Below are 20,390 nucleotides of genomic sequence, written 5' to 3'. Positions count from 1 at the left end.
GTGTCCTGTCAGCCGCCGCTGCTGCCGCCGTCGCCGCCGAAGCCGCCCCGGTCGACGCCGCCGCTCCCGCTGGATCCGCCGGATCCGCTCGAACCGCTCGAGCCCTTGCCCGGCTTGCTGAAGGAGCCGCCCTCGACGTAGGAGCCGTTCTTGTTGCCGCCGTAGTACCAGGCGCTGCCGGAGGACGAGGTCTTGGCCGACTTGCAGTTCTTGTCGGCGACGACCTTGTAGCCCTTGGAGAGGGTATAGCTGTCGCGGTCGACGCAGCGCTTGTCGGGGGCGTCCGAGGAGCAGGCGGTGAGGGCCGCGGCGAGCAGGCCCATGCCTCCGAGTACCACCGTGCCCGAGCGCAGTTGCCTGCGGGTGTCCGCCATGTCCCGTCTCCCCCTCGTCCGTTGGATGTGCGCTCCGGCCGTGGCCGGATGTCACCCGTTCAGACTAGAGAACGATCACCGCGCGCGGTACACGGGCCCCCTCGCCGGCCGGCCCGCCACCCGATCGGGAACCGAGGGCGAGCGGCGGGGACCGCGCCGTCCTCAGTCGGGCAGTGCCGCGCACAACGCGTCCAGGGCTCCCGTCCACGCGTGGTCGGGCGGTGTGCCGTATCCGACGACGAGGGCGTCCATCGGTTCGACGACCGCGTCGGGGTGGCGGTAGCGGGTGAGGCCGTCGACCGCCAGGCCCTGCCAGGCGGCGGCGCGGAGCACCTGGCGCTCGGTTCCGGGCGGCAGCCGCAGCACGGCGTGCAGTCCCGCCGCGATGCCGGTGGCGCGCACCCGGGGGGCGCGCTCGGCGAGGGCGGCGACCAGCGCGTCGCGCCGGCGGCGGTACCGCAGGCGTGCCGAGCGGACGTGGCGGTCGTGGGCCCCTGAGGTGAGGAACTCGGCCAGGGTGAGCTGGTCCGTCACCCCGCACGTGTCGACGCCGCCCTTCGCGCGCGTGACCTCCTCCACCAGGGCGGGCGGCAGCACCGTCCAGGCCAGCCGCAGGCCGGGGGCGAGGGACTTGCTGGCCGTGCCGAGGTACACGACCCGGTCGGGGTCGAGTCCCTGGAGGGCGCCGACGGGCTGGCGGTCGTAACGGAACTCGCCGTCGTAGTCGTCCTCCAGGACCAGGCCGCCGGTGCGCCGCGCCCAGTCCACGACGGCCGCCCGCCGGTCGTGATGCAGGGGCACGCCCATCGGGAACTGGTGGGCGGGGGTGAGCAGGACCGCCCCGGCGCCACCCGGCCCGCCGGGATCCGTGCCCCGCGCGTCGAAGGGCAGCGCGACGACGCGCAGCCCGGCCCGGCCCAGCACCCTCCAGTGCTCGTCCAGGCCGTACGACTCGACGGCGACCGTGCGGACGCCGCGCGCCCGCAGGACCGCGCCGAGCAGCTTCAGGCCGTGCGCGAACCCGGCGCACACCACGATCCGCCCGGGGTCGGCGCGCACGCCCCGGGCCCGGGAGACGTAACCGGCGAGCGCGGCGCGCAGTTCGGGGCGGCCGCGCGGGTCGCCGTAGCCGAAGGCGTCGTAGGGGGCGGCGTCGAGGGCGCGGCGGGTCGCCCTGACCCACTCCGAGCGCGGGAAGGAGGCGAGATCGGGGAAGCCGGGGCGCAGGTCGTACGCCGGCCGGGCGGGGCCGGGCGGGTGCGGCGCCGCACCGGCGTGCGGGACCGCGGTCCGCGGGACGGCGGTGCGCTCGGCGACCCTGGTGCCCGAGCCCTGGCGGGCGGTGAGCCAGCCTTCGGCGACCAGGTCGGCGTAGGCCTCGGCGACCGTGTTGCGGGCGAGGCCCAGGTCGACGGCGAGGGAGCGGGAGGACGGCAGCCGGGTGCCGGGTGCCAGCCGACCGGAGCGGACGGCCTCGCGCAGGGCGTCGGTCAGACCGCGGCGCAGGCCCGGTCCGGTCGGTTCCAGGTGCAGGTCGACGCCCAGAGTGGCCCACGGTTTCCCCATGGAAATGGACCATACCCGTGGGCAGCCCTGCTCCTAGGGTCGGTGTCATGACCACAGAGGAAACCGTTCGGTACGCCCCCGAGCAGACCCCGCGCCTGCGGTGGGCCCAGCTCGTCCCCGACGTCTACAAGGCGATGGTGCGGCTCGACACGGCCACCCGGCAGGGCCTGGACCCGGCGCTGCACGAGCTCGTGAAGATCCGCGCCTCCCAGATCAACCACTGCGCCTTCTGCATCGACATGCACACCAAGGACGCGCTCGCGGCGGGCGAGAGCGTCGAGCGGATCGTGCTGCTCGCCGCGTGGGAGGAGTCGCGGCACTTCTACACCGCCAAGGAACTCGCGGCGCTGGAGCTGACGGAGGCCGTGACGGTTCTGACGGACGGCTTCGTTCCGGACGAGGTCTACGAGAAGGCCTCGAAGCACTTCGAGGAGGCGGAGCTCGCACAGCTGATCGCCGCGATCGCGGTGATCAACGCGTGGAACCGGTTCGGGGTGACCTGCCGTATGACGCCCGGGCACTACCAGCCGGGGCAGCACACGTGACGGCGCGGACGGCACTGCTCGACCGGGCCGTCGGCGAGGCCATGTCGCGGCTCAGCGCGGTCGCGAAGAAGGGCCTCGGCGATCCCGCCCTGGCCGAGCTGGTCGTGATCCGGGCCTCGCAGCTCAACCACTGCGCCTTCTGCCTCGACATGCACCTCGCGATCGCCCGCGAGCACGGGGTGGGTGAGCGGCAGCTCGATCTGCTGGCCGCCTGGGAGGAGGCGGGGGACGTCTTCGACGAGCGGGAGCGGGCTGCGCTGGCCCTGACCGAGGCGGTGACGGTCCTGACGGACGGTTTCGTGCCGGACGTGGTGTACGAGACGGCGGCCGGGCACTTCGACGACGTGCGGCTGGCCCACCTGGTCGGTCTGATCGTCGCCGTCAACAACTGGAACCGGGTCATGGTGGCCCGCCGGATCCCGCCGGGAGGACACACGCCGTGAACAAGACCGAGACGTTCCGCCGACTGCACCGCCGCGGCGCACCCGGAGACCCGCTGGTCCTGCCCGGCCCCTGGGACGCGGCCAGCGCCCGTGCCTTCGTCGACGCCGGTTTCCCGGCCCTGGCCACGCCGAGCGCCGGGGTCGCCGCCTCGCTCGGCCACGAGGACGGCCGGACCCCGGCCGACGAGATGTTCGCGGCGATCGCGCGGATCACCCGGGCCGTCGACGTGCCGGTGTCGGCGGACGTCGAGAACGGGTACGGGCTGGCGCCGAAGGAGCTGGTGGAGCGGCTGCTGGAGGCGGGCGCAGTGGGCTGCAACCTTGAGGACTCCGAGGGGGGAGTCCTCAAGGACCCGGCGGCGCACGCCGACTGGCTCGCCGAGGTGCGGTCGGAGGCCGCCGACCGGCTCTTCGTGAACGCGCGGATCGACACCTTCCTGCGCGGTGTCGACGACCCGGACCGGGCGATCGAACGGGCCGCCCTGTACGTCGCGGCGGGCGCCGACTGCGTGTACCCGATCCAGGCCCCCGTCGCCGTCCTGCCCCTGCTGCGGTCGGGGATCCAGGGGCCGGTCAACGTGTTCGCGCGCGTCGGCGAGGGCCCCTCGCCCGCCGAACTCGGCGAACTCGGGGCCACCCGGGTCACGTTCGGACCGGGGCTGCAGCGCAGGGCCGCGCAGGCGGTGCGGGAACTCGCCGCGGACCTGGCCCCGGGGGCGTGAGGTCCGCGGCCCGCGCGAAGGGGCCCTGAGCCGCCGCCCTCGTCGCGGGCCGCCGGGCCGCCGGGCCGCCGCCATCGTCAGCGGGCCCTCGGGGCCGCCGCCCTCCCCCGGGGGCGTGGGGTCCGGGCGGTGGGTCAGGACAGCCACGCGTGCCACGTGGACGCGTGGTTGTCCACCCACTTCTTCGCCGCCTCCTCGGGACTGAGCTTCTGGTCGGCGATCATCAGGGAGACCTCGTTCTGGTCCTCGGTCGTCCAGTGGAACTTCTTCAGGAAGGCCGCCGCCTTGCCGCCCCTCTTCGCGAAGTCCGCGTTGAGGTACTTCTCCAGCGGGGTGTGCGGGTAGCCGCAGGCGACCTTCTCCGGGTCGGCGTCGCAGCCCTCCTTGTACGGCGGCAGCTTCACCTCCGTCATCGGCACCTTCTCGAACAGCCACTGCGGGGCGTACCAGTACGTCAGGAAGGGCTTCTTCTCCTTGGCGAACTGGCGGATCTGCGTGATCTGCGCGGCCTCGGAGCCCGCGAAGACGACCTGGTAGTCCAGCTTCAGGTTCTTCACCAGCGCCTTGTCGTTGGTGACGTACGACGGGGAGCCGTCCATCAGCTGGCCCTTGCCGCCGCTCTCGGCGGTGCGGAGCTGCGACGCGTACTTGTCGAGGTTCTTCCAGTCGGTGACGTCCGGGTGCTGCTTCGCGAAGTACGTCGGCACGAACCAGCCGATGTGCCCGGTGACGCCGAGGCCGCCGCCGCGCACGATGGTCTTCTTGTCGTCGACGTAGCGCTGCTCCTGCTCGGGGTGGCCCCAGTCCTCCAGGATCGCGTCGACGCGCCCCTGGCTGAGGGCGTCCCAGGCGGGCACCTCGTCGATCTGGACGGTGTCGACGCGGTAGCCGAGTTCGTGCTCCAGCAGGTACTGGGCCACGGCGACGTTGGCCTGGGCGCCGACCCAGGACTGCACGGACAGCGTCACGGTCCTGGCGCCCTGCGCGTTGGCGAAGGGCGAGGCCTGCTCGGTCATGTCGGCGGCGCCGCAGCCGGTGAGCAGCGCGAGCGCGGACACACCGCCCACCAGGGCGGTCGTACGGAGTCGCATGTCACGCTCCCTTCTTGGCGCGCCGGTCGGCCGGCTGGGTCACCCGGTCGAGCATCAGGCCCAGGCAGACGATCGCGGCGCCGGCCACGAGACCGGTCGCGAGGTCGCCCTGCGCGAGGCCGAAGACGACGTCGTAGCCGAGGGCTCCGCCGCCGACCAGGCCGCCGATGATGACGACGGCGAGGACCAGGACGACGCCCTGGTTGAGGGCGAGCAGCAGCGCGGGCCGGGCCAGCGGGAGCTGGACCTGGCGCAGTTGCTGGCCGCCGGTCGCGCCGAGCGAGCGCGCCGACTCCATGGCGGCCTGGTCGACCTGGCGCAGCCCCTGGGTGGTGATGCGGACGACGGCCGGGAGCGCGTAGACGACGGCCGCCGCCACGGCCGGGGCGCGGCCGACGCCGAACAGCGCGACGACCGGGATGAGGTACACGAACTGCGGCATCGTCTGGAAGACGTCCAGCACCGGCCGCAGCAGCCGCTCGAAGCGGTCGCTGCGGGCGGCCGCGATGCCGGTCGCGAAGCCCAGGACGAGGGTGACGGCGACCGCGGCGAGCACCTGGGAGAGGGTGTCGAGGGACGGTTCCCACACGCCGAGCACGCCGATCGCGGCCATGGCGAGGACGGCGGTGAGCGCGGTGCGCCAGGTGCCGATCAGCCAGGCGAGCGCGGCGACCAGCAGCAGCACCGACCACCAGGGCAGCCACTGCAGGCCGTCCCGGAGCGGGTCGAGGACCCAGGTGGTGAAGTGGCCCGCCCAGTCGGCGGTGCCGCCGACGACGGGGACGCCGGAGTAGAGGTGGTCGGTCATCCAGTCGACGGCGCGGTTGACCGGCTCGGCGATGGCGACGGTCCAGGCGTCGGGCCAGTCGAGACGGCCGGCGAGGCGGCCCGCGACTGCCACGGCGGCGGTGCCGAGCAGGGCGAACACCCAGTACGCGGCCCGGCGGTGGCCGCCCGGGTCGCCGTCGCCGAGCCGGCCCGCGGCGGCCGTGACACGGTCCAGGACGACGGCGAGCAGCACGATCGGGATGCCGGCGGCGAGCGCCGCGCCCACGTCGACCGAGGCCAGCGCCTGGTAGACGCGGTCACCGAGGCCGCCCGCGCCGATCACCGACGCGATGACGGCCATGGACAGCGCCATCATGATCGTCTGGTTGAGGCCGAGGAGGAGTTCCTTGCGGGCCAGCGGGATGCGGGCGGTCAGCAGGCGCTGGCGGGCGGTGGCGCCGAGCGACTCGACCGCCTCCAGCACCTCCTTGTCGGCGCCGCGCAGGCCGAGCGCGGTGAGACGGGCCATGGGCGGGGCGGCGTAGACGACGGTGGCCAGGACGGCCGCGGGGACGCCGATGCCGAAGACGAGGACGACCGGCAGGAGGTAGGCGAACGCCGGCAGCACCTGCATGGTGTCCAGGACCGGGCGCAGGGCGCGGTCCATGCGGTCGGAGAGCCCGGCGGCCAGTCCGAGGAGCGCGCCGACGGCGACCGACGCGAGGACGGCCACGACCATCAGCGCGAGGGTCTGCATGGTCGGCACCCACATGCCGAGCAGGCCGCAGGCCAGGAACGCGCCGGCGGTGCCCAGGGCGAGACGGGCGCCGGCGACGCGCCAGGCGACGAGCGCGCCGAGCGCGGTGACGCCGGCCCAGCCCACGCCGAGCAGGAACAGGTAGACACCGCGCACCGCGAGAACCACGGCGTTGCTGACGTGTCCGAGGAAGTACAGGAACAGGGGGTGGCTGTCCCGGTTGTCGATGATCCAGTCGCTGGCCCGGGTGAGGGGGCCGGAGAGGTCGACGGTGAGGGACGCGGGCCAGGCGGCGCCGCTGAAGCGGGCGGTGGCCAGCGGGACGAGGACGGCCGCCGCCAGGGCCAGCACGAGGAGTTTGCGGACCGCCGGGTGTTTGAGGAAGGCGGGGACGGTGGCACGGGGGGCGGGTGCGGTGATCGTGGCCATCAGACCGCCTCCTTGCTGGGTTCCGTCCCCCTGCCGGGGCGGGGCACCCCGGCCGGTCCGGTGGCCGGCCCGGCGGCCGGCTGCGCGCCCGTCTCCGTGCCGGCGACGACGCCGAGGAGGGCGTCGGAGTCGACGACGCCGACGCAGCGGCCCTGGTCCACCACCCGGGCGGCGGTGCCCGCCCGGGCGACCGCCTCGATGGCCTGGGAGACGGTGGCGTCCGGAGGGACGGCGGGGCCGGTGCCCGCCTCGTCCGCGGCGACGGGCCGCATGGCGGTGCGGACCGTCAGCACCTGTTCGCGCGGCACCTCGCGGACGAACTCGCGGACGTAGTCGTCGGCGGGCGAGCCGACGATCTCCTCGGGGGTGCCGAGCTGGACGACGCGGCCGTCGCGCATGAGGGCGATGCGGTCGCCGAGCTTGAGGGCCTCGTTGAGGTCGTGGGTGATGAAGACCATGGTTCGGCCCTCCTCGCGGTGCAGGCGGACCACCTCCTCCTGCATGTCCCGCCGGATCAGCGGGTCGAGCGCGCTGAACGGCTCGTCGAAGAGGAGCACCTCGGGGTCGACGGCGAGCGCCCGCGCGAGACCCACACGCTGGCGCTGACCGCCCGAGAGCTGGCCGGGCCTGCGCTCTTCCATGCCTTCCAGACCGACCTTGGCGACGATCTCGCGGGCGCGCTCACGGCGTTCGGCCTTGCCGACGCCCTGGATCTCCAGCCCGTACGCCACGTTGTCGAGGACGGTCCGGTGGGGCAGCAGCCCGAAGTGCTGGAAGACCATCGCGGCGCGGTGGCGGCGCAGTTCGCGCAGCCGGGTGCGGTCCATGGCGCGGACGTCCTCGCCGTCGACGGCGATGGTCCCGGCGGTCGGTTCGATGAGCCGGGTCAGACAGCGCACCAGGGTGGACTTGCCGGAACCGGACAGGCCCATCACCACGAAGACCTCGCCCTTGCGCACGTCGAAGGAGACGTCGCGGACGGCGGCGGTGCAGCCGGTGCGGGAGCGCAGCTCGGCGGCCGGCAGGGACGCCAGCTCGGGGTCCACCGGCACGCGTTCGGGCTTGGGGCCGAAGACCTTCCACAGGCCCTCGACGGAGAACACGGGGGTGTTGGGAAGTGTGGTCATCGCGCACCGCCTCCGATCAGGTCGACCGCTCGTTCCCCGACCATGAGCACCCCGATCATCGGGTTCACCGCGGTCATGGTCGGGAAGACGGACGCGTCGGCGACGCGGATGCCGTCCAGGCCGCGGATGCGCAACTGCGGGTCGACGACGGCGAGTTCGTCGTCGGCGGCACCCATGCGGCAGGTGCCCGCCGGGTGGTACACGGTGTGCGCGACCTTGCGGGCGTACTCGCTCAGCTCCTCGTCGCCGGTGACGTCCGGGCCCGGGCAGACCTCCCGCTTCAGCCAGGTGGCCAGCGGCTCGGTGCTCGCTATCTCGCGGGCGATGCGGATGCCGTCGACGAGGGTGCGGCCGTCGTAGTCGTCCTCGTCGGTGAAGTACCGGAAGTCGAGGGCGGGCTTGACGGACGGGTCGGCGCTGGTCAGGTAGAGCCGGCCGCGGCTCTTCGGCTTGGGGATGTTCGGCGTCATGGACACCCCGAACTCGGGCCGCTCGTAGCCGAGGCGCTCCGGGTTGTCCGTGAAGGGGACCTGGTAGAAGTGGAACATCAGGTCGGGGCCCGCGTGTTCGGGGTCGCGGCGCACGAACAGGCCCGCGTCGGAGTCCATCGCGGAGTTCTCGGGGATCGGGCCGTGCGTCTCCCACACGATCACCGACTCGGGGTGGTCGAGGAGGTTCTCGCCGACGCCGGGCAGGTCGTGGACGACGGGGATGCCGAGCGCGTCCAGGTCGGCCTTGGGTCCGATGCCGGAGTGCAGCAGCAGCCGCGGCGAGTCGACGGCGCCGGCGCACAGCACCACCTCGTTGCGGGCCCGTACGACGAACTCCTCGCCGTCCTTCGCCCGCACGTGCACCCCCTGCGCCCGGGTGCCCTCCAGCTCCAGCCGGTAGGCCCAGGTCTCCAGCAGGACGGTCAGGTTGGCGCGTTCGTCCATCACCGGGTGCAGGTAGGCCACCGAGGCGCTGGAGCGCTTGTTGTTCTCCGGGTGGTAGGCGAGGTCGAAGAAGCCGACGCCGTCCTGGAACGGCTTGCTGTTGAAGCCCTCCACCCGGGGCACGCCCAGTGCCGCCTGCGCCGCGTCGACGAAGTCACGGGCGATGGCGTTGCGGTCCTTCTCGTCGACCGGGACGATGTTGTTCTTCAGCCGCGCGTAGTACGCCTCCATGGGGACCGCGCCCCAGCCCTCGGCGCCGGCGGCCTCCCACTCGTCCCAGTCGGACGGCAGCGGCTTGAAGGCGATGAGGGTGTTGTGGGAGGAACAGCCGCCGAGGACGCGGGCGCGGCTGTGCCGGATGTGGGAGTTGCCGCGCGGCTGCTCGGTGGTCGGGTAGTCGTAGTCGAGCTCGCCGCCGAGCAGGCCCGTCCAGCGGCGCAGGGTGAGGACGTCGTCGCGGCCGACGTCACTGGGGCCGCCCTCGATGACGGCGACCGTGACGTCGGGATCCTCGCTGAGGCGGGACGCTATGACGGAGCCGGCGGTGCCACCGCCGACCACGACATAGTCGTAGACGTGATTGTTCTGGGACATGGGGGTACTCCAGGAGGGCCGGGCGCGAAACTGAGGAGAGGGAGTCGACCGATGGGGGGTCAGCCGGCGAACCAGCGGACCGGCTGGGGAGCGAGGTTCTGGTAGACGTGCTTGGTCTCGCGGTACTCGGCGAGTCCGGCGGGGCCGAGTTCACGGCCCACGCCGCTCTTGCCGAAGCCGCCCCACTCCGCCTGCGGGAGGTAGGGGTGGAAGTCGTTGATCCAGACGGTGCCGTGCCGCAGGCGTCCGGCGACGCGGCGGGCGCGGCCGGCGTCGGCGGTCCACACGCCGCCCGCGAGGCCGTACTCGGTGTCGTTGGCGAGGGCCACGGCCTCGTCCTCGGTACGGAAGGTCTCGACGGTGAGGACCGGTCCGAAGACCTCCTCGCGGACGACCCTCATCTCGCGGTGGCAGTGGTCGAGGACGGTCGGCTCGTAGAAGTAGCCGCTCTGCGGGCGGTCCGGTGACGGGTCGGGGCGCCGGCCGCCGGAGCGCAGCACCGCGCCCTCGGCGAGCGCGGAGGCGACGTACGCCTCGACCTTGGCGCGCTGCTGTTCGGAGACGAGCGGGCCGCACTCGACGCCGTCCGCGGTGCCCCGCCCGAGGCGGATCCGTTCGGCCCGCCGGGAGAGTTCGGCGACGAATCGGTCCCGTACGGACTCCTCGACGATGAGGCGGGCGCCCGCCGAGCAGACCTGGCCGCTGTGGATGAAGGCGGCGTTGAGGGCCTGGTCGACGGCGGTGTCGAAGCCCTCCTCCGTGGCGCAGGCGTCGGCGAAGACGACGTTGGGGTTCTTCCCGCCGAGTTCGAGGGCGACCTTCTTGACGGTCGGGGCGGCGGCCTGCGCGACCTTGGTGCCGCTGACCAGGCCGCCGGTGAAGGAGACGAGGTCGACGTCGGGGTGCTCGGCGAGACGGGCGCCGACGGTGTGCCCGGGGCCGGTGACGATGTTGGCGACGCCTGCGGGCAGCCCGGCCTCGGCCAGCAGACCGATGAGCGCGACGGTCGTCAGGGGGGTGATCTCGCTCGGCTTGACGACGAAGGTGTTGCCGGCGGCGAGCGCGGGGGCGATCTTCCAACTCGCCTGGAGCAGCGGGTAGTTCCACGGGGTGATCAGCGCGCAGACGCCCACCGGTTCGTGGACGACGACGCTGTGGATGTCGGGGGAGCCCGCGTCGACGACCCGGCCGGGGGCCTCGGCGGCGACGAGGTCGGCGAAGTAGCGGAAGGCGTCGGCGACACAGTCGATGTCGACGCGGCCCTCCTCAACGGTCTTGCCGGCGTCACGGCTCTCCAGCAGGCCGAGTTCCTCGCGATCGCGCACCAGGAGGTCGGCGACGCGGCGCAGCAGGGCGGCGCGTTCGGCGGCCGGGGTGCGCGGCCAGGCGCCGTGGTCGAAGGCGTGCCGGGCCGCCGCGACCGCCAGGTCGGTGTCCTTCTCGTCGCCCTCCGCGACCACCGCGAACGGCAGGGCGTCTGCGGGGTCGAGGATCTCGCGCGTGGCGCCGGAGACGGCTTCGCGCCATTCCCCGCCCACGTGGATGGTCTGCCGCGTCTGTATGTCTGCTGTGTCCGCCATGATCGGATGTGCCTTCCGTTCCTGTTCAGTGCCCCTGTGTCACACGGGTGTCACTCATCGGGACCGTGAGCGTCTGCCCCGGCCCTGGGATTGCATGCGCAATCGCTGGCCGAAAGTGCGCTGTGTCACTGATCGCGGGAAGGGAAGGCGGGTCCGACCTGCGCGGAGTCAGAGCTCCGAGCTCTCGGGGGTCCGGTACGCGGGGATCGGCGCGTCGGCGGGCGGGTCCTCCCCCACGCGGCCGTCGATCGACTCCCGGACGAGGTCGGCCTGGCCGACGTGGCGGGAGTACTCCTCGACCAGGTCGACCAGCAGGCGGCGCAGGCTCGGCGACTCGCCGCTGCGCGAGGTGTGGACGGCGAGCCGGTCCGGGCCGCCGCCGTCGAGTGCCTCGCGGACGTGGGCGCGGGAGCGGGCGACGGCGGACTCCCACAGCGCGAAGAGCTGCTCGGGGGTGTCGGAGGCGGCCGAACGCCACTCCCAGTCGGGCTCGGCGTCCCAGTCGACCGTGTCCCAGGGCGCGCCCAGCTCCTTGCCCAGCAGCCGCCGGGTGAGGTACTCGTCCTCGACCAGGGCCAGGTGCTTCAACAGGCCGCCCAGGGTGACGGCGGACGAGCCGAGGCGCGTGTTCAGGCCGGCCGCGTCCAAACCCTCGCACTTCCACGCCAGGGTTCTGCGCTGCCGTTCCAGGGAGCCGACCAGGGTGTCGGCCTCGCTGCCCGCGACGGGCGGCTCCAGCAGCGGCCGGGGCTCGGTGATCTCACTCATGCGCGGCACACTACGGTCGGCTCGCGGCCCCGCGCGGGGGAACGCGGCGACACGGTCCGGGAACACGACGATCCCCGGGCGGCGGCCGCCCGGGGATCGTCACATGGGGAACGTCAGATGAGGCCGAGCGCGCGGACCGCCTCGCGCTCCTCCTCCAGCTCCTTCACGGAGGCGTCGATGCGGGCGCGGGAGAACTCGTTGATCTCCAGGCCCTGGACGATCTCGTACGAGCCGTCCTTGGTGGTGACGGGGAAGGAGGAGATCAGACCCTCCGGGACGCCGTAGGAGCCGTCCGACGGGATGCCCATGGAGGCCCAGTCGCCGTCCGCCGTGCCGTTGACCCAGGTGTGGACGTGGTCGATGGCGGCGTTGGCGGCCGACGCCGCGGAGGACGCGCCGCGCGCCTCGATGATCGCCGCACCGCGCTTGGCGACGGTCGGGATGAAGTCGTCGGCCAGCCACTTCTCGTCGTTGACGACCTCGGCGGCGTTCTTGCCGGCGACCGTGGCGTGGAAGATGTCCGGGTACTGGGTGGCGGAGTGGTTGCCCCAGATGGTCAGACGCTTGATGTCGGCGACCGTGGAGCCCGTCTTCTTCGCCAGCTGGGTCAGCGCGCGGTTGTGGTCCAGGCGGGTCATCGCGGTGAAGCGCTCGGCCGGTACGTCCGGGGCGGCGGCCTGGGCGATCAGCGCGTTGGTGTTGGCCGGGTTGCCGACGACGAGGACCTTGACGTCGTCCGCGGCGTGGTCGTTGATGGCCTTGCCCTGGGGCTTGAAGATGCCGCCGTTGGCCTCCAGCAGGTCACCGCGCTCCATGCCCTTGGTGCGCGGGCGGGCGCCGACGAGGAGGGCGACGTTGGTGCCGTCGAAGGCGACGTTCGGGTCGTCGGTGATGTCGATGCCCTGGAGCAGCGGGAACGCGCAGTCGTCCAGCTCCATGGCCGTGCCCTCGGCCGCCTTGAGCGCCGGGGTGATCTCCAGCAGGCGCAGCTTCACCGGCACGTCCGCGCCGAGCAGCTGGCCGGAGGCGATGCGGAAGAGCAGGGCGTAACCGATCTGGCCGGCCGCGCCGGTGACGGTGACGTTCACGGGAGTGCGGGTCATGGCGTTCTCCGTATGACAGCTGGCGGTGGGGCGTCCCTGCCCCGGACGTTTGATCGATCTCTTGGTATCAAGAGATCGATCCAGCGGTCAGGCTATCGCGCATCCGGGATGCCGGACGTCCCGGGTTGTGTGGCCCACCCCACAGCGTGTCACCGGCCGCCGGAGAGGCCGGGCGCGGGTCGCGGGCGCTCACCAGAACGGCGGCCGCCGGTCCGGGAGAGGGGAACCGCGCGGCCGCCGGGTGGGGGTTACCGGTCGTGCCGGACTCCCGTGGGGGTACGGTTCGCGTGCCCGCCGCGGCCGCGGGTAATCCCGTGAGCGCAGCATCTTCACGCTTGTGAAGATCGCCGGCGTGGTCGCGGGCACCCGCTCGGGAGGGGTGTCAGCCGGTGCATCCCCGCTGTCCGGACGCCAGCACCGCGCACGCCCGTGCCCGCGCGGGGTCCGCCGCCGCCACCATCGGGGTGTAGGCGATCGTGTCCCCGGCGGCGGTGATGTCGCCAATCTGCCGCGCGGCACCCACCGTCAGCCGGACCTCGTCCCCCTGAGCCGCCCGGGTGATCCGGGCCCAGACGGCGCCGCAGGTCCGGCTGTAGCGGACCTCCAGCCGGGTGGTGCCGACGGTGACGTCCCGGGTGGTCGTGGCGAGGGTTCCGCTGCACCCCATCGCCTCCGCGTCCCGGCCGGTGCAGCCCGCTCCGACGCAGCCCACCCCGGCCGGCGGGACGGGGCTCGGGGTGGCCGACGGGGACGGCGGGGCGGCGACGGTCCGGCCCTTCTCCGGCGTGCCGCCGTCGGTGAGCAGGAAGGCGCCCACGGCGACGAGCACCACGCCGAGGGCGGCGGCGAGGAACACCGCCGGGCGGCGCGCGGCCGGCCCGGGCCGCTCGGCCGGGGGCGCGTCGGCGGGCTCCCGCGGGGTTCCCGCCGTCCGGGGCGCCGTCGGGGACCCGCCCGCCGGGCCCGCGACGCCCGGGTCCGGCGTCGTCACCGTCCGCGCGCGCGAGAGGCGGACGGCCTCGGCGGCCCGGTCCTGCCGCAGCTCCGCACGGCTCCAGGCGCGCTCGGCGAGTTCCCACAGAGCGACCAGCGCGGCGGGGTCCGTCCCAGCGGCCTCGGCCAGTGCGACGACCGCCCCCTTGGGGGCGAGGAGCCGGCCGTTGAGGTAGCGCTCCCAGGACGCCCGGCCGTAGCCGGTGCGGTCGGCGAGCGCGGCATGGCTCAGACCGGCCTCGTCCACGATCCGACGCAGGTGGCCGGCGAACTCCCTCACCTGCGGTTCGAGTTCCGTCGGCAGGTCCTTCCAGCGAGACATCGTCCCCCTTCCCCGCGCCGAGGCCCCGTTCGGCCACGTCAGCGCTCAGCCGGACAGCACGGCTCCCCCGACCGCGGCGAACAGCAGCACGAGCAGCAGCACGACCGCGGTCAGCAGGAGGCGCCCGGACCGCTCGGCGGGCGGCGGCGCGGGCTCGTCCGCCAGGCCCTCGAGCCGGTCCCACCACGGGACGGTGGGGTCGTCCTCGTAGTCCGCGGTGTCCGCGGCGTCCCCCGCGCCGGCCGGGTGCGCGGGGTGCGCGCCGGCCGTGGGGTCCGTCGGCGGTGCCGGCCGGGGCCAGGCCTCGACCGCCAGTTCCCAGCGCACGCAGTGGCGTTCGGCGTCCGCGCCGGCCAGGCCCGCGACCCGGCACAGCGCGGCGACGGCCTGCCGGGGCGGCGGCTGGACGGCGTTGAGGTACCGCTGCCAGGACGACTTGCTGTACGCGGTCCGGGCACCGAGGGCGGCCAGACTGAGACCGGTGCCGTCCTTCAGCTGCCGCAACTGCTCGACGAAGTGCCGAACCTCCGACGGCAGTCCGTCCGGCAGCGGCTGCCAGGCGCTCATCGCGCACCTCCTCCTCGGTCTCGCCGCCGGCTCTCCCGCCGGCCCTCCCGCCGCTCCGATCAAGGGACGACGTCCGGCGGACGGTCGGTTCCCGGTCCGGCGGGGACTGTGGCGGGGCCCGCACACGGTGGCGGAACGGTCACTTCCGTGCCACGGCCGACGGACAGCCGTTGAACGCGACGGCGGCCGTGGGGGAGCGTGGAAGCGCGTCGGCGGCCCGTCCTGGCTCGGGGGAGAGGACGGGCCGCCGTACGGCTGCGGTGGTCAGCTGTTGCTGACCGTGAAGTGCAGGGTGTCCTTCAGGAACGGGATCTCCAGCCACGGGTCGGGCTGGGCCATCAGCGCCAGCAGCACGATCACCGTGCCGAGCACGCCGTAGGTCACGATGTCCGTGAAGCGGGAGCGGACGGCGAGCATGCCGACGCCGGGCAGCAGCCAGCGCAGCACCGCGCCGCCGAGCAGGGCGGCGCCGATCAGGATCGTGCCGACGCGGAACAGGTCGAGCGCGGTCACCAGCAGACCGAGCGCGACCAGGGCCAGGACGGCGATGATCGGCCACTGCCGGGCGGCCAGCGCGTCACCGGAGGCGGCGCGGCCGGCGCCCTCGGGGCGCGCGGTATCCCGGGTGAAGAGCGGGAACCGGCGTGTGGTGCGGCGCGGGACGCCGTCGGCGTCGGGGGCGCTGACCGGGGCGCGGACCTCGATCTCCCCGGTGGGTCCGATCTCGATCCCGGACCTTGCCTCGGCCTCGCTCCCGGCCGCCTCGCGGGGCCCGGTGCGGGCTTTCGTGCGGGGGCCGGTGCCGGCTTTCTCGCGGGTCTCTGTGCCGGCTTTCGTGCGGGGCCCGGTGCCGGTCGCGCTCCCCTTCCGGGTGCCGGTTCCGGTCTCGCCGCGGGTGTCACTGGGCTCAGCCGACACTGCGCTCCGCCGCCTCGACCACGTTGACGAGCAGTTGCGCGCGGGTCATCGGGCCGACCCCGCCGGGGTTGGGCGAGATCCAGCCGGCGACCTCGCGGACGTCCGGGTGCACGTCCCCCACGATCCTGCCCTCGGCGCTGCGCGAGACGCCGACGTCGAGGACGGCGGCGCCCGGCTTGACGTCCTCGGCGCGGATCAGATGGGCCGAGCCGGCCGCGGCGACGATGATGTCGGCCCGCCTCAGGTGCGCCGACAGGTCCCGGGTGCCGGTGTGGCACTGGGTGACGGTCGCGTTCTCGCTGCGCCGGGTCAGCAGCAGCGGCATGGGCCGGCCGATGGTCACGCCGCGGCCGACGACGACGACCTCGGCACCCTTGATCTCGACGCCGTGGCGGCGCAGCAGCGTGAGCACGCCGTGGGGGGTGCAGGGCAGCGGGGCGGGTTCGTTCAGGACCAGCCGGCCCAGGTTCATCGGGTGCAGCCCGTCGGCGTCCTTGGCCGGATCCATCAGCTCCAGGACCCGGTTCTCGTCGATCCCGCGGGGCAGCGGCAGCTGGACGATGTACCCGGTGCAGGCCGGATCCCCGTTCAGCTCGCGGACGACCGCCTCGATCTCCTCCTGCGTCGCCGTGGCGGGCAGTTCACGCTGGATCGAGGCGATGCCGACCTCGGCGCAGTCGCGGTGCTTGCCGGCGACGTACTTCTGGCTGCCGGGGTCGTCCCCGACGAGGATCGTGCCGAGGCCGGGCGTGACGCCCTTCTCCTTCAGCGCCGCCACGCGGGCGGTCAGATCCGACTTGATCTCGGCTGCGGTGGCCTTGCCATCGAGAATCTGGGCGGTCATGGGCCCATCCTCCCGGATGACGGCCTCCCGGTTCCAATCCGCGCCCGCCTCACTCCCCCGGAATGCCGCTGGACAACGCGGCGGCCCCGGCGGAACGATTGGCGCGCAGTGCCGCGGGCAGCACGGGGGGACGAACCGCATCCGCACGCCCTTCCTCCGCACCCTGCCACGCGTCGTCCCCGCACTCGAGTGCACTCGGAGGAAGGACCACCATGAGCTTCGGCGAGCCGCACAACCCCTACGGGCCGCCGCCCCAGCAGCCCCCGTCCCCGCAGCAGCCCCCGCCCGCTCCCGGCTACGGTCCCCCGCAGCCGGGCTACGGCACCCCGCAGCAACCCCCCTACCCGCAGCAGGCCTACCCCCAGCAGTACCCGCAGTTCCCGGGCGACCCGCAGTACCCCGGCGGCCACCCGGGCGGCCCGCAGACGATGCCGGGCATCACGCGCGCCGCGCGGATCATGCTGGGCCTGGTCGTCCTGGCCCACCTGATCGTCGCGGGCGCCTACGGGTGGGTGCTGTCCCGGTGGGACGAGGAGATGCTGAAGGCGGGCATCAGCGGCGACGAGCAGGCGGAACGTTACGCCGACCTCGGCAAGGGCGTCGTCGTGTTCCTGCTGGGCCTGGCCGTCGTGTTCGCGCTGCTCGGGGTGGTGCTGCTGTTCCAGTACGCCAAGGGCGGCAACGCGGTGCGGGTGTGCTCCATCGTCTACGGCTCGTTCGCGATCGTCACCGGCATCTTCACCCTGTCGGCCTACGGGCTCGGCCTGATCATCATGGTGATCTCGATCCTGCTCATCGTCTTCTGCGCGCGACGCGACAGCGCGGCGTGGTTCCGCCGGCCGCGGCACTGAGCGGGCGGGCCCCGGTCCGCCCGGGGCCGCGACGCCTCCCCTCGGTCCGACGCGCCCGGCGAAGGCGTGAGAGCGCACGACAGCAAGCCCTCGGGGGGTCCTCGCACCGTCCGCCTGGGCGCGGCCCGGTGCCGTGCCCAGGCGGCCTGATCAGGCGCCCGTAGTGCAAGGACCCCTTACTCTGACCCAGAGCCTGGGGGAGCCGGACCAGGGGGAGGCCGACGCCCATGTCCATGTCGATGTACAGCATCATCGTCGTACCGCCGCGGTGCGACGAACCCCGCGGACAGTTACGGATCGGGCCCGGTGAGCGTCTGGCCTTCGGCCGGGCGGCGGCGGGCAACGACCTGGTGATCGCCCACGAGGGTGTCTCCAGGGTGGCGGGGGAGATCACCGCGCAGGGCGCCTTCTGGATCCTGAGCAACCACAGCGCCCACCAGACGTACGTGGTGGAGAACCCGGAAGGGGCGGGCGAACACGTCAAGGTCGCTCCCGGCCGTCAGGACGCGCCCATCCCCTTCGAGTTCTCCCGGGTGGTCCTGCCCGCCGCGGGCGACCTGCTCAGCTTCGACGTGTGGGCGCCGCGCCACGGCTTCCGCGCGCGCCACGCCGGCCCGGGGGCGGCCGGCTCCGCGACGACGCCGGCGTTCGCGCTGGACCGCACCAAGCGCTACTTCGCCGTCCTGGCCGCCCTGTGCGAGCCCCGTCTGCGCGGCACGCCGCACGCTCCGCTGCCCGCCGTCGACGACCTGGTCGAGCGGCTGCGTCCCGGCTGGCCCGGGGCCAGCCGCTCCGCCGTCTACTGGAACATCGACTACCTCGCCGTCAAGCTCCGCCTCAGAGCAGGCCCGGACACCGCCGAGCCCGGACGGCGCCACAACGGCAAGAAGGAGTCGCTGGTCTCGCTGGCCCTGCGGTTCGACCTCGTCCGCGAGGAGGACCTGATCGTCCTCTCCGGCCCCGCCCCCGGCGAGGCGGCCTCGTGACCGGCGCCGACCACCGACGGCCGCACGCCGTGCCGGTCCCCCGGGGCTACCGCGTCGGCCGCTGGGAGGTGCGCGAGCCCCTCGCGTCCGGCGCCTTCGCGACCGTCTACGCGGCGAGGAACACCCGGCCCGGCGACGGACCGCCGTCCCGCGCGGCGCTGAAGTTCCTGCCGACCGGTACCCGCACCCCGCGCCAACTGCAACACCTGCGTGAACTGGCCGAACGTGAGGTCGAGTTGCTGACCCGGCTGCGCGCGCCCCGGCTGATCCGCATGTACGAGACCCTCACCGTCGACGACCCCGGCCGGCCCGGACTCGACGGCGCCACGGTCCTCGTCCTGGAGCGGGCCGAGGCCTCCCTGGACCAGCTGCTGGACCGGTCCCCGGTCCCCGGCCCGGGCCCCGTCCTCCTCGCCCAGGTCTGCGAGGGCCTGAGCCAGCTGCACCGCGCCGGCTGGGTCCACGGCGATCTCAAACCGGGCAACGTGCTGCTGCTGCGGGACGGTTCGGTGCGGCTGGCCGACTTCAACACGGCCGCCGAACTCGAGGGCACCCACGCCTACGCCCCCGCGTTCGCCACGCCCGACTACACCCCGCCCGAACTGCTGTGGCCCGAGATCAGCGAACGCGGCACGCGCATCCGCCCCAGCGCCGACGTCTGGGCCTTCGGGGTCCTGGCCCACGTGGTCCTCACCGGCACCTACCCGCTGCCCGGCGCCACCGCCGAGACGCGCACCGACGCCGCCGCGCGCTACGCCCGGGGCACCGACGAACTCCGGCTGTCGCCCCGCCTGCCCGCCGCCTGGCGAGGGATCGTCACCGACTGCCTCGCCCGCACCCATGAGGACCGCGCCGCCCACGACACGGCCGCGCTGCTGCGCCGCGTGCAGAAGGCCGCCGGCACCGCCCCCTCCGCCCGGCTCCCCCGGCTGCGCCCGCTCCGATGGCGCGGCCCCGCCCTGGCGGCCGCCCTCGCGGGCGCCCTGCTGGCCGGAGCGGCGACGGTGACGTACGTGACCCTGCGGGACCAGGGGCCGTCGTACGGCTACCACCGCTGTCCGTTCGGGTCCGTGTGCTTCTTCAGCGGGCGCAACGGCACCGGTGACATGTGCGCCTGGGAGCAGAGCGACCCCGACTGGCTGTCGGGGGAGGAGACCTGCGCGTGGACCGCCGGCCGGCCGGTGAGGTCCGTCTTCTACAACGGCGACGAGTCGACGGGCCTGGGCGGCGTGGCGTACTACCGGGGCCGCGACTACACGCCGGTCGGCGAGGACGTCACCCGCCCCAACAACCGTCGCCGCACCGGCTGCACCGGGCAGCACGCCCAGGGCAACCTGGCGGGCACCTACGCACCCCTGTCCCATCAGCTCATCCCGCACTGCGGTGACCTGACGAAGCGCGAGGACTCTCCCTGATGCCTGGAAAGTTGTAGGTACCCCCGCCTCCCCCGCCCCGCGAGCATGGCCGTGGCACAGCGCCAGGTACCACCGACTCCACGGGGAAGGGACCACCATGACCCTCCGTACGACTCGTACGACCCGCACGCGCCTGGGGGCCGCCCTGGTCGCCGCGGCCGCGGCCGGCGCGCTCGCGGTGAGCGCCTCACCGGTCTCGGCGAACGCCGACGACGGTTACGTGAGCGGCGCGGGCACGTTCTTCGACGACTTCGGCGACGAGGGCACGCTGTCGACCTCGTCCCACCGCAACTCCAACGCCACCTGCCTGTGGCAGATCATCCTGCTGGCGGAAGGGGCCAACGAGAGCGACGGCACCGACTACGACTTGTCCGACATCGACGGCGACTTCGGCCCGAACACCAAGGCCGCCACCGAGAGCCTGCAGAGGACCTGGGGTCTCGGCGTGGACGGCAAGGTCGGCACCCAGACCTTCGGCGCCGCCGACGAGCAGTGGAACGCGTCCACCGGGGCCGGCGAGCTGGAGCACCTGTCCACCGGTTCGGCCGCCGAGACCAAGTACAAGCTGCGCTACCACGGCGCCCGGTACTACTTCGACTTCTACCGCACCGAGTCCGGCAAGTACCGCTTCTTCCACGACGGCGCCTGGCACTACGCGAGCTACAGCTCCAACACCTGCGGCTGACGGCCGC

20 protein-coding genes are annotated in these 20,390 nt (G+C 73.7%); 7 read left to right on the top strand and 13 right to left on the bottom strand.

Going from position 1 to position 20,390, the window contains the following annotated elements:
• Positions 1-8: 8 nt before the first annotated feature.
• Positions 9-374: a hypothetical protein gene (locus ACZ4YY_RS19640; RefSeq protein WP_468291384.1), complete on the bottom strand. Its 366-nt coding sequence runs from the start codon at positions 372-374 to the stop codon at positions 9-11.
• Between the two features lie 162 nt (positions 375-536).
• On the bottom strand, positions 537-1,940 hold the full coding sequence (gene pdxR / locus ACZ4YY_RS19635; RefSeq protein ID WP_468291381.1) for a MocR-like pyridoxine biosynthesis transcription factor PdxR: 1,404 nt from the start codon (positions 1,938-1,940) through the stop codon (positions 537-539).
• Positions 1,941-1,987: 47 nt separating this feature from the next.
• Here pdxR and ACZ4YY_RS19630 point away from each other — a divergent pair, with 47 nt between their 5' ends.
• The 3 genes from ACZ4YY_RS19630 to ACZ4YY_RS19620 are packed head-to-tail and all read left to right on the top strand — an operon-like array spanning position 1,988 to position 3,650.
• Positions 1,988-2,485: a carboxymuconolactone decarboxylase family protein gene (locus ACZ4YY_RS19630; RefSeq protein WP_468291378.1), complete on the top strand. Its 498-nt coding sequence runs from the start codon at positions 1,988-1,990 to the stop codon at positions 2,483-2,485.
• Positions 2,482-2,928: a carboxymuconolactone decarboxylase family protein gene (locus tag ACZ4YY_RS19625; RefSeq protein ID WP_468291375.1), complete on the top strand. Its 447-nt coding sequence runs from the start codon at positions 2,482-2,484 to the stop codon at positions 2,926-2,928. Before ACZ4YY_RS19630 ends, ACZ4YY_RS19625 begins: the two co-directional genes overlap by 4 nt.
• Positions 2,925-3,650, top strand: a complete 726-nt coding sequence (locus tag ACZ4YY_RS19620) for an isocitrate lyase/PEP mutase family protein (RefSeq protein ID WP_468291372.1) — start codon at positions 2,925-2,927, stop codon at positions 3,648-3,650. Before ACZ4YY_RS19625 ends, ACZ4YY_RS19620 begins: the two co-directional genes overlap by 4 nt.
• 134 nt (positions 3,651-3,784) lie before the next feature.
• Here ACZ4YY_RS19620 and ACZ4YY_RS19615 read toward each other — a convergent pair whose 3' ends face one another.
• The 11 genes from ACZ4YY_RS19615 to ACZ4YY_RS19565 all read right to left on the bottom strand — a co-directional run bounded on the left by ACZ4YY_RS19615 (position 3,785) and on the right by ACZ4YY_RS19565 (position 16,446).
• Entirely contained in the window at positions 3,785-4,741 is a 957-nt protein-coding gene (locus ACZ4YY_RS19615) for an ABC transporter substrate-binding protein (protein WP_468291369.1), read from the bottom strand.
• A 1-nt stretch (position 4,742) separates the two neighbouring features.
• Positions 4,743-6,695, bottom strand: coding sequence for an ABC transporter permease (locus ACZ4YY_RS19610; RefSeq protein WP_468291366.1), 1,953 nt, complete (start codon positions 6,693-6,695; stop codon positions 4,743-4,745).
• Positions 6,695-7,822, bottom strand: coding sequence for a quaternary amine ABC transporter ATP-binding protein (locus ACZ4YY_RS19605; RefSeq protein ID WP_468291363.1), 1,128 nt, complete (start codon positions 7,820-7,822; stop codon positions 6,695-6,697). The genes ACZ4YY_RS19610 and ACZ4YY_RS19605 overlap by 1 nt, the downstream gene beginning before the upstream one ends.
• A complete protein-coding gene (locus tag ACZ4YY_RS19600) occupies positions 7,819-9,351 on the bottom strand; it encodes a GMC family oxidoreductase (RefSeq protein ID WP_468291360.1) in 1,533 nt (510 codons plus the stop codon). Before ACZ4YY_RS19600 ends, ACZ4YY_RS19605 begins: the two co-directional genes overlap by 4 nt.
• A gap of 59 nt (positions 9,352-9,410) precedes the next feature.
• The gene (locus ACZ4YY_RS19595; protein WP_468291357.1) at positions 9,411-10,931 is read right to left on the bottom strand and encodes an aldehyde dehydrogenase family protein; all 1,521 of its coding nucleotides are present in this window, start codon (positions 10,929-10,931) and stop codon (positions 9,411-9,413) included.
• Positions 10,932-11,099: 168 nt separating this feature from the next.
• Entirely contained in the window at positions 11,100-11,699 is a 600-nt protein-coding gene (locus ACZ4YY_RS19590) for a DinB family protein (protein WP_468291355.1), read from the bottom strand.
• A gap of 113 nt (positions 11,700-11,812) precedes the next feature.
• Complete coding sequence (locus ACZ4YY_RS19585) at positions 11,813-12,802, bottom strand: malate dehydrogenase (protein ID WP_468291352.1); 990 nt, start codon at positions 12,800-12,802, stop codon at positions 11,813-11,815.
• Positions 12,803-13,184: 382 nt separating this feature from the next.
• The gene (locus ACZ4YY_RS19580; RefSeq protein WP_468291349.1) at positions 13,185-14,117 is read right to left on the bottom strand and encodes a helix-turn-helix domain-containing protein; all 933 of its coding nucleotides are present in this window, start codon (positions 14,115-14,117) and stop codon (positions 13,185-13,187) included.
• Between the two features lie 45 nt (positions 14,118-14,162).
• Entirely contained in the window at positions 14,163-14,684 is a 522-nt protein-coding gene (locus tag ACZ4YY_RS19575; RefSeq protein WP_468291346.1) for a helix-turn-helix domain-containing protein, read from the bottom strand.
• A gap of 264 nt (positions 14,685-14,948) precedes the next feature.
• Positions 14,949-15,602: a DUF3017 domain-containing protein gene (locus ACZ4YY_RS19570; protein ID WP_468291343.1), complete on the bottom strand. Its 654-nt coding sequence runs from the start codon at positions 15,600-15,602 to the stop codon at positions 14,949-14,951.
• Positions 15,592-16,446, bottom strand: a complete 855-nt coding sequence (locus tag ACZ4YY_RS19565; protein ID WP_468291340.1) for a bifunctional methylenetetrahydrofolate dehydrogenase/methenyltetrahydrofolate cyclohydrolase — start codon at positions 16,444-16,446, stop codon at positions 15,592-15,594. Before ACZ4YY_RS19565 ends, ACZ4YY_RS19570 begins: the two co-directional genes overlap by 11 nt.
• 212 nt (positions 16,447-16,658) lie before the next feature.
• Between ACZ4YY_RS19565 and ACZ4YY_RS19560 the strand changes: the two genes are divergently transcribed.
• The 4 genes from ACZ4YY_RS19560 to ACZ4YY_RS19545 all read left to right on the top strand — a co-directional run bounded on the left by ACZ4YY_RS19560 (position 16,659) and on the right by ACZ4YY_RS19545 (position 20,383).
• Positions 16,659-17,297 (top strand): hypothetical protein, encoded by a 639-nt coding sequence (locus ACZ4YY_RS19560; protein WP_468291337.1) that lies wholly within the window; start codon positions 16,659-16,661, stop codon positions 17,295-17,297.
• A 239-nt stretch (positions 17,298-17,536) separates the two neighbouring features.
• On the top strand, positions 17,537-18,283 hold the full coding sequence (locus ACZ4YY_RS19555; RefSeq protein WP_468291576.1) for an FHA domain-containing protein: 747 nt from the start codon (positions 17,537-17,539) through the stop codon (positions 18,281-18,283).
• Entirely contained in the window at positions 18,280-19,698 is a 1,419-nt protein-coding gene (locus ACZ4YY_RS19550) for a protein kinase domain-containing protein (protein WP_468291335.1), read from the top strand. The genes ACZ4YY_RS19555 and ACZ4YY_RS19550 overlap by 4 nt, the downstream gene beginning before the upstream one ends.
• 97 nt (positions 19,699-19,795) lie before the next feature.
• Entirely contained in the window at positions 19,796-20,383 is a 588-nt protein-coding gene (locus ACZ4YY_RS19545; RefSeq protein WP_468291332.1) for a peptidoglycan-binding domain-containing protein, read from the top strand.
• Positions 20,384-20,390: the final 7 nt, after the last annotated feature.

It is taken from the genome of Streptomyces sp. NPDC030143, from assembly GCF_055573695.1.
The sequence above is the reverse complement of the archived record's forward strand: the minus strand, read 5'-3'. Positions and strand labels throughout refer to the sequence as shown.

Coding starts and splice junctions, on each gene's coding strand:
- ACZ4YY_RS19640 (WP_468291384.1), bottom strand. CDS start 374: ATGGCGGACACCCGCAGGCAACTGCGCTCGGGCACGGTGGTACTCGGA.
- pdxR (WP_468291381.1), bottom strand. CDS start 1,940: ATGGGGAAACCGTGGGCCACTCTGGGCGTCGACCTGCACCTGGAACCG.
- ACZ4YY_RS19630 (WP_468291378.1), top strand. CDS start 1,988: ATGACCACAGAGGAAACCGTTCGGTACGCCCCCGAGCAGACCCCGCGC.
- ACZ4YY_RS19615 (WP_468291369.1), bottom strand. CDS start 4,741: ATGCGACTCCGTACGACCGCCCTGGTGGGCGGTGTGTCCGCGCTCGCG.
- ACZ4YY_RS19610 (WP_468291366.1), bottom strand. CDS start 6,695: ATGGCCACGATCACCGCACCCGCCCCCCGTGCCACCGTCCCCGCCTTC.
- ACZ4YY_RS19605 (WP_468291363.1), bottom strand. CDS start 7,822: ATGACCACACTTCCCAACACCCCCGTGTTCTCCGTCGAGGGCCTGTGG.
- ACZ4YY_RS19600 (WP_468291360.1), bottom strand. CDS start 9,351: ATGTCCCAGAACAATCACGTCTACGACTATGTCGTGGTCGGCGGTGGC.
- ACZ4YY_RS19595 (WP_468291357.1), bottom strand. CDS start 10,931: ATGGCGGACACAGCAGACATACAGACGCGGCAGACCATCCACGTGGGC.
- ACZ4YY_RS19590 (WP_468291355.1), bottom strand. CDS start 11,699: ATGAGTGAGATCACCGAGCCCCGGCCGCTGCTGGAGCCGCCCGTCGCG.
- ACZ4YY_RS19585 (WP_468291352.1), bottom strand. CDS start 12,802: ATGACCCGCACTCCCGTGAACGTCACCGTCACCGGCGCGGCCGGCCAG.
- ACZ4YY_RS19580 (WP_468291349.1), bottom strand. CDS start 14,117: ATGTCTCGCTGGAAGGACCTGCCGACGGAACTCGAACCGCAGGTGAGG.
- ACZ4YY_RS19575 (WP_468291346.1), bottom strand. CDS start 14,684: ATGAGCGCCTGGCAGCCGCTGCCGGACGGACTGCCGTCGGAGGTTCGG.
- ACZ4YY_RS19565 (WP_468291340.1), bottom strand. CDS start 16,446: ATGACCGCCCAGATTCTCGATGGCAAGGCCACCGCAGCCGAGATCAAG.
- ACZ4YY_RS19560 (WP_468291337.1), top strand. CDS start 16,659: ATGAGCTTCGGCGAGCCGCACAACCCCTACGGGCCGCCGCCCCAGCAG.
- ACZ4YY_RS19555 (WP_468291576.1), top strand. CDS start 17,537: ATGTACAGCATCATCGTCGTACCGCCGCGGTGCGACGAACCCCGCGGA.
- ACZ4YY_RS19545 (WP_468291332.1), top strand. CDS start 19,796: ATGACCCTCCGTACGACTCGTACGACCCGCACGCGCCTGGGGGCCGCC.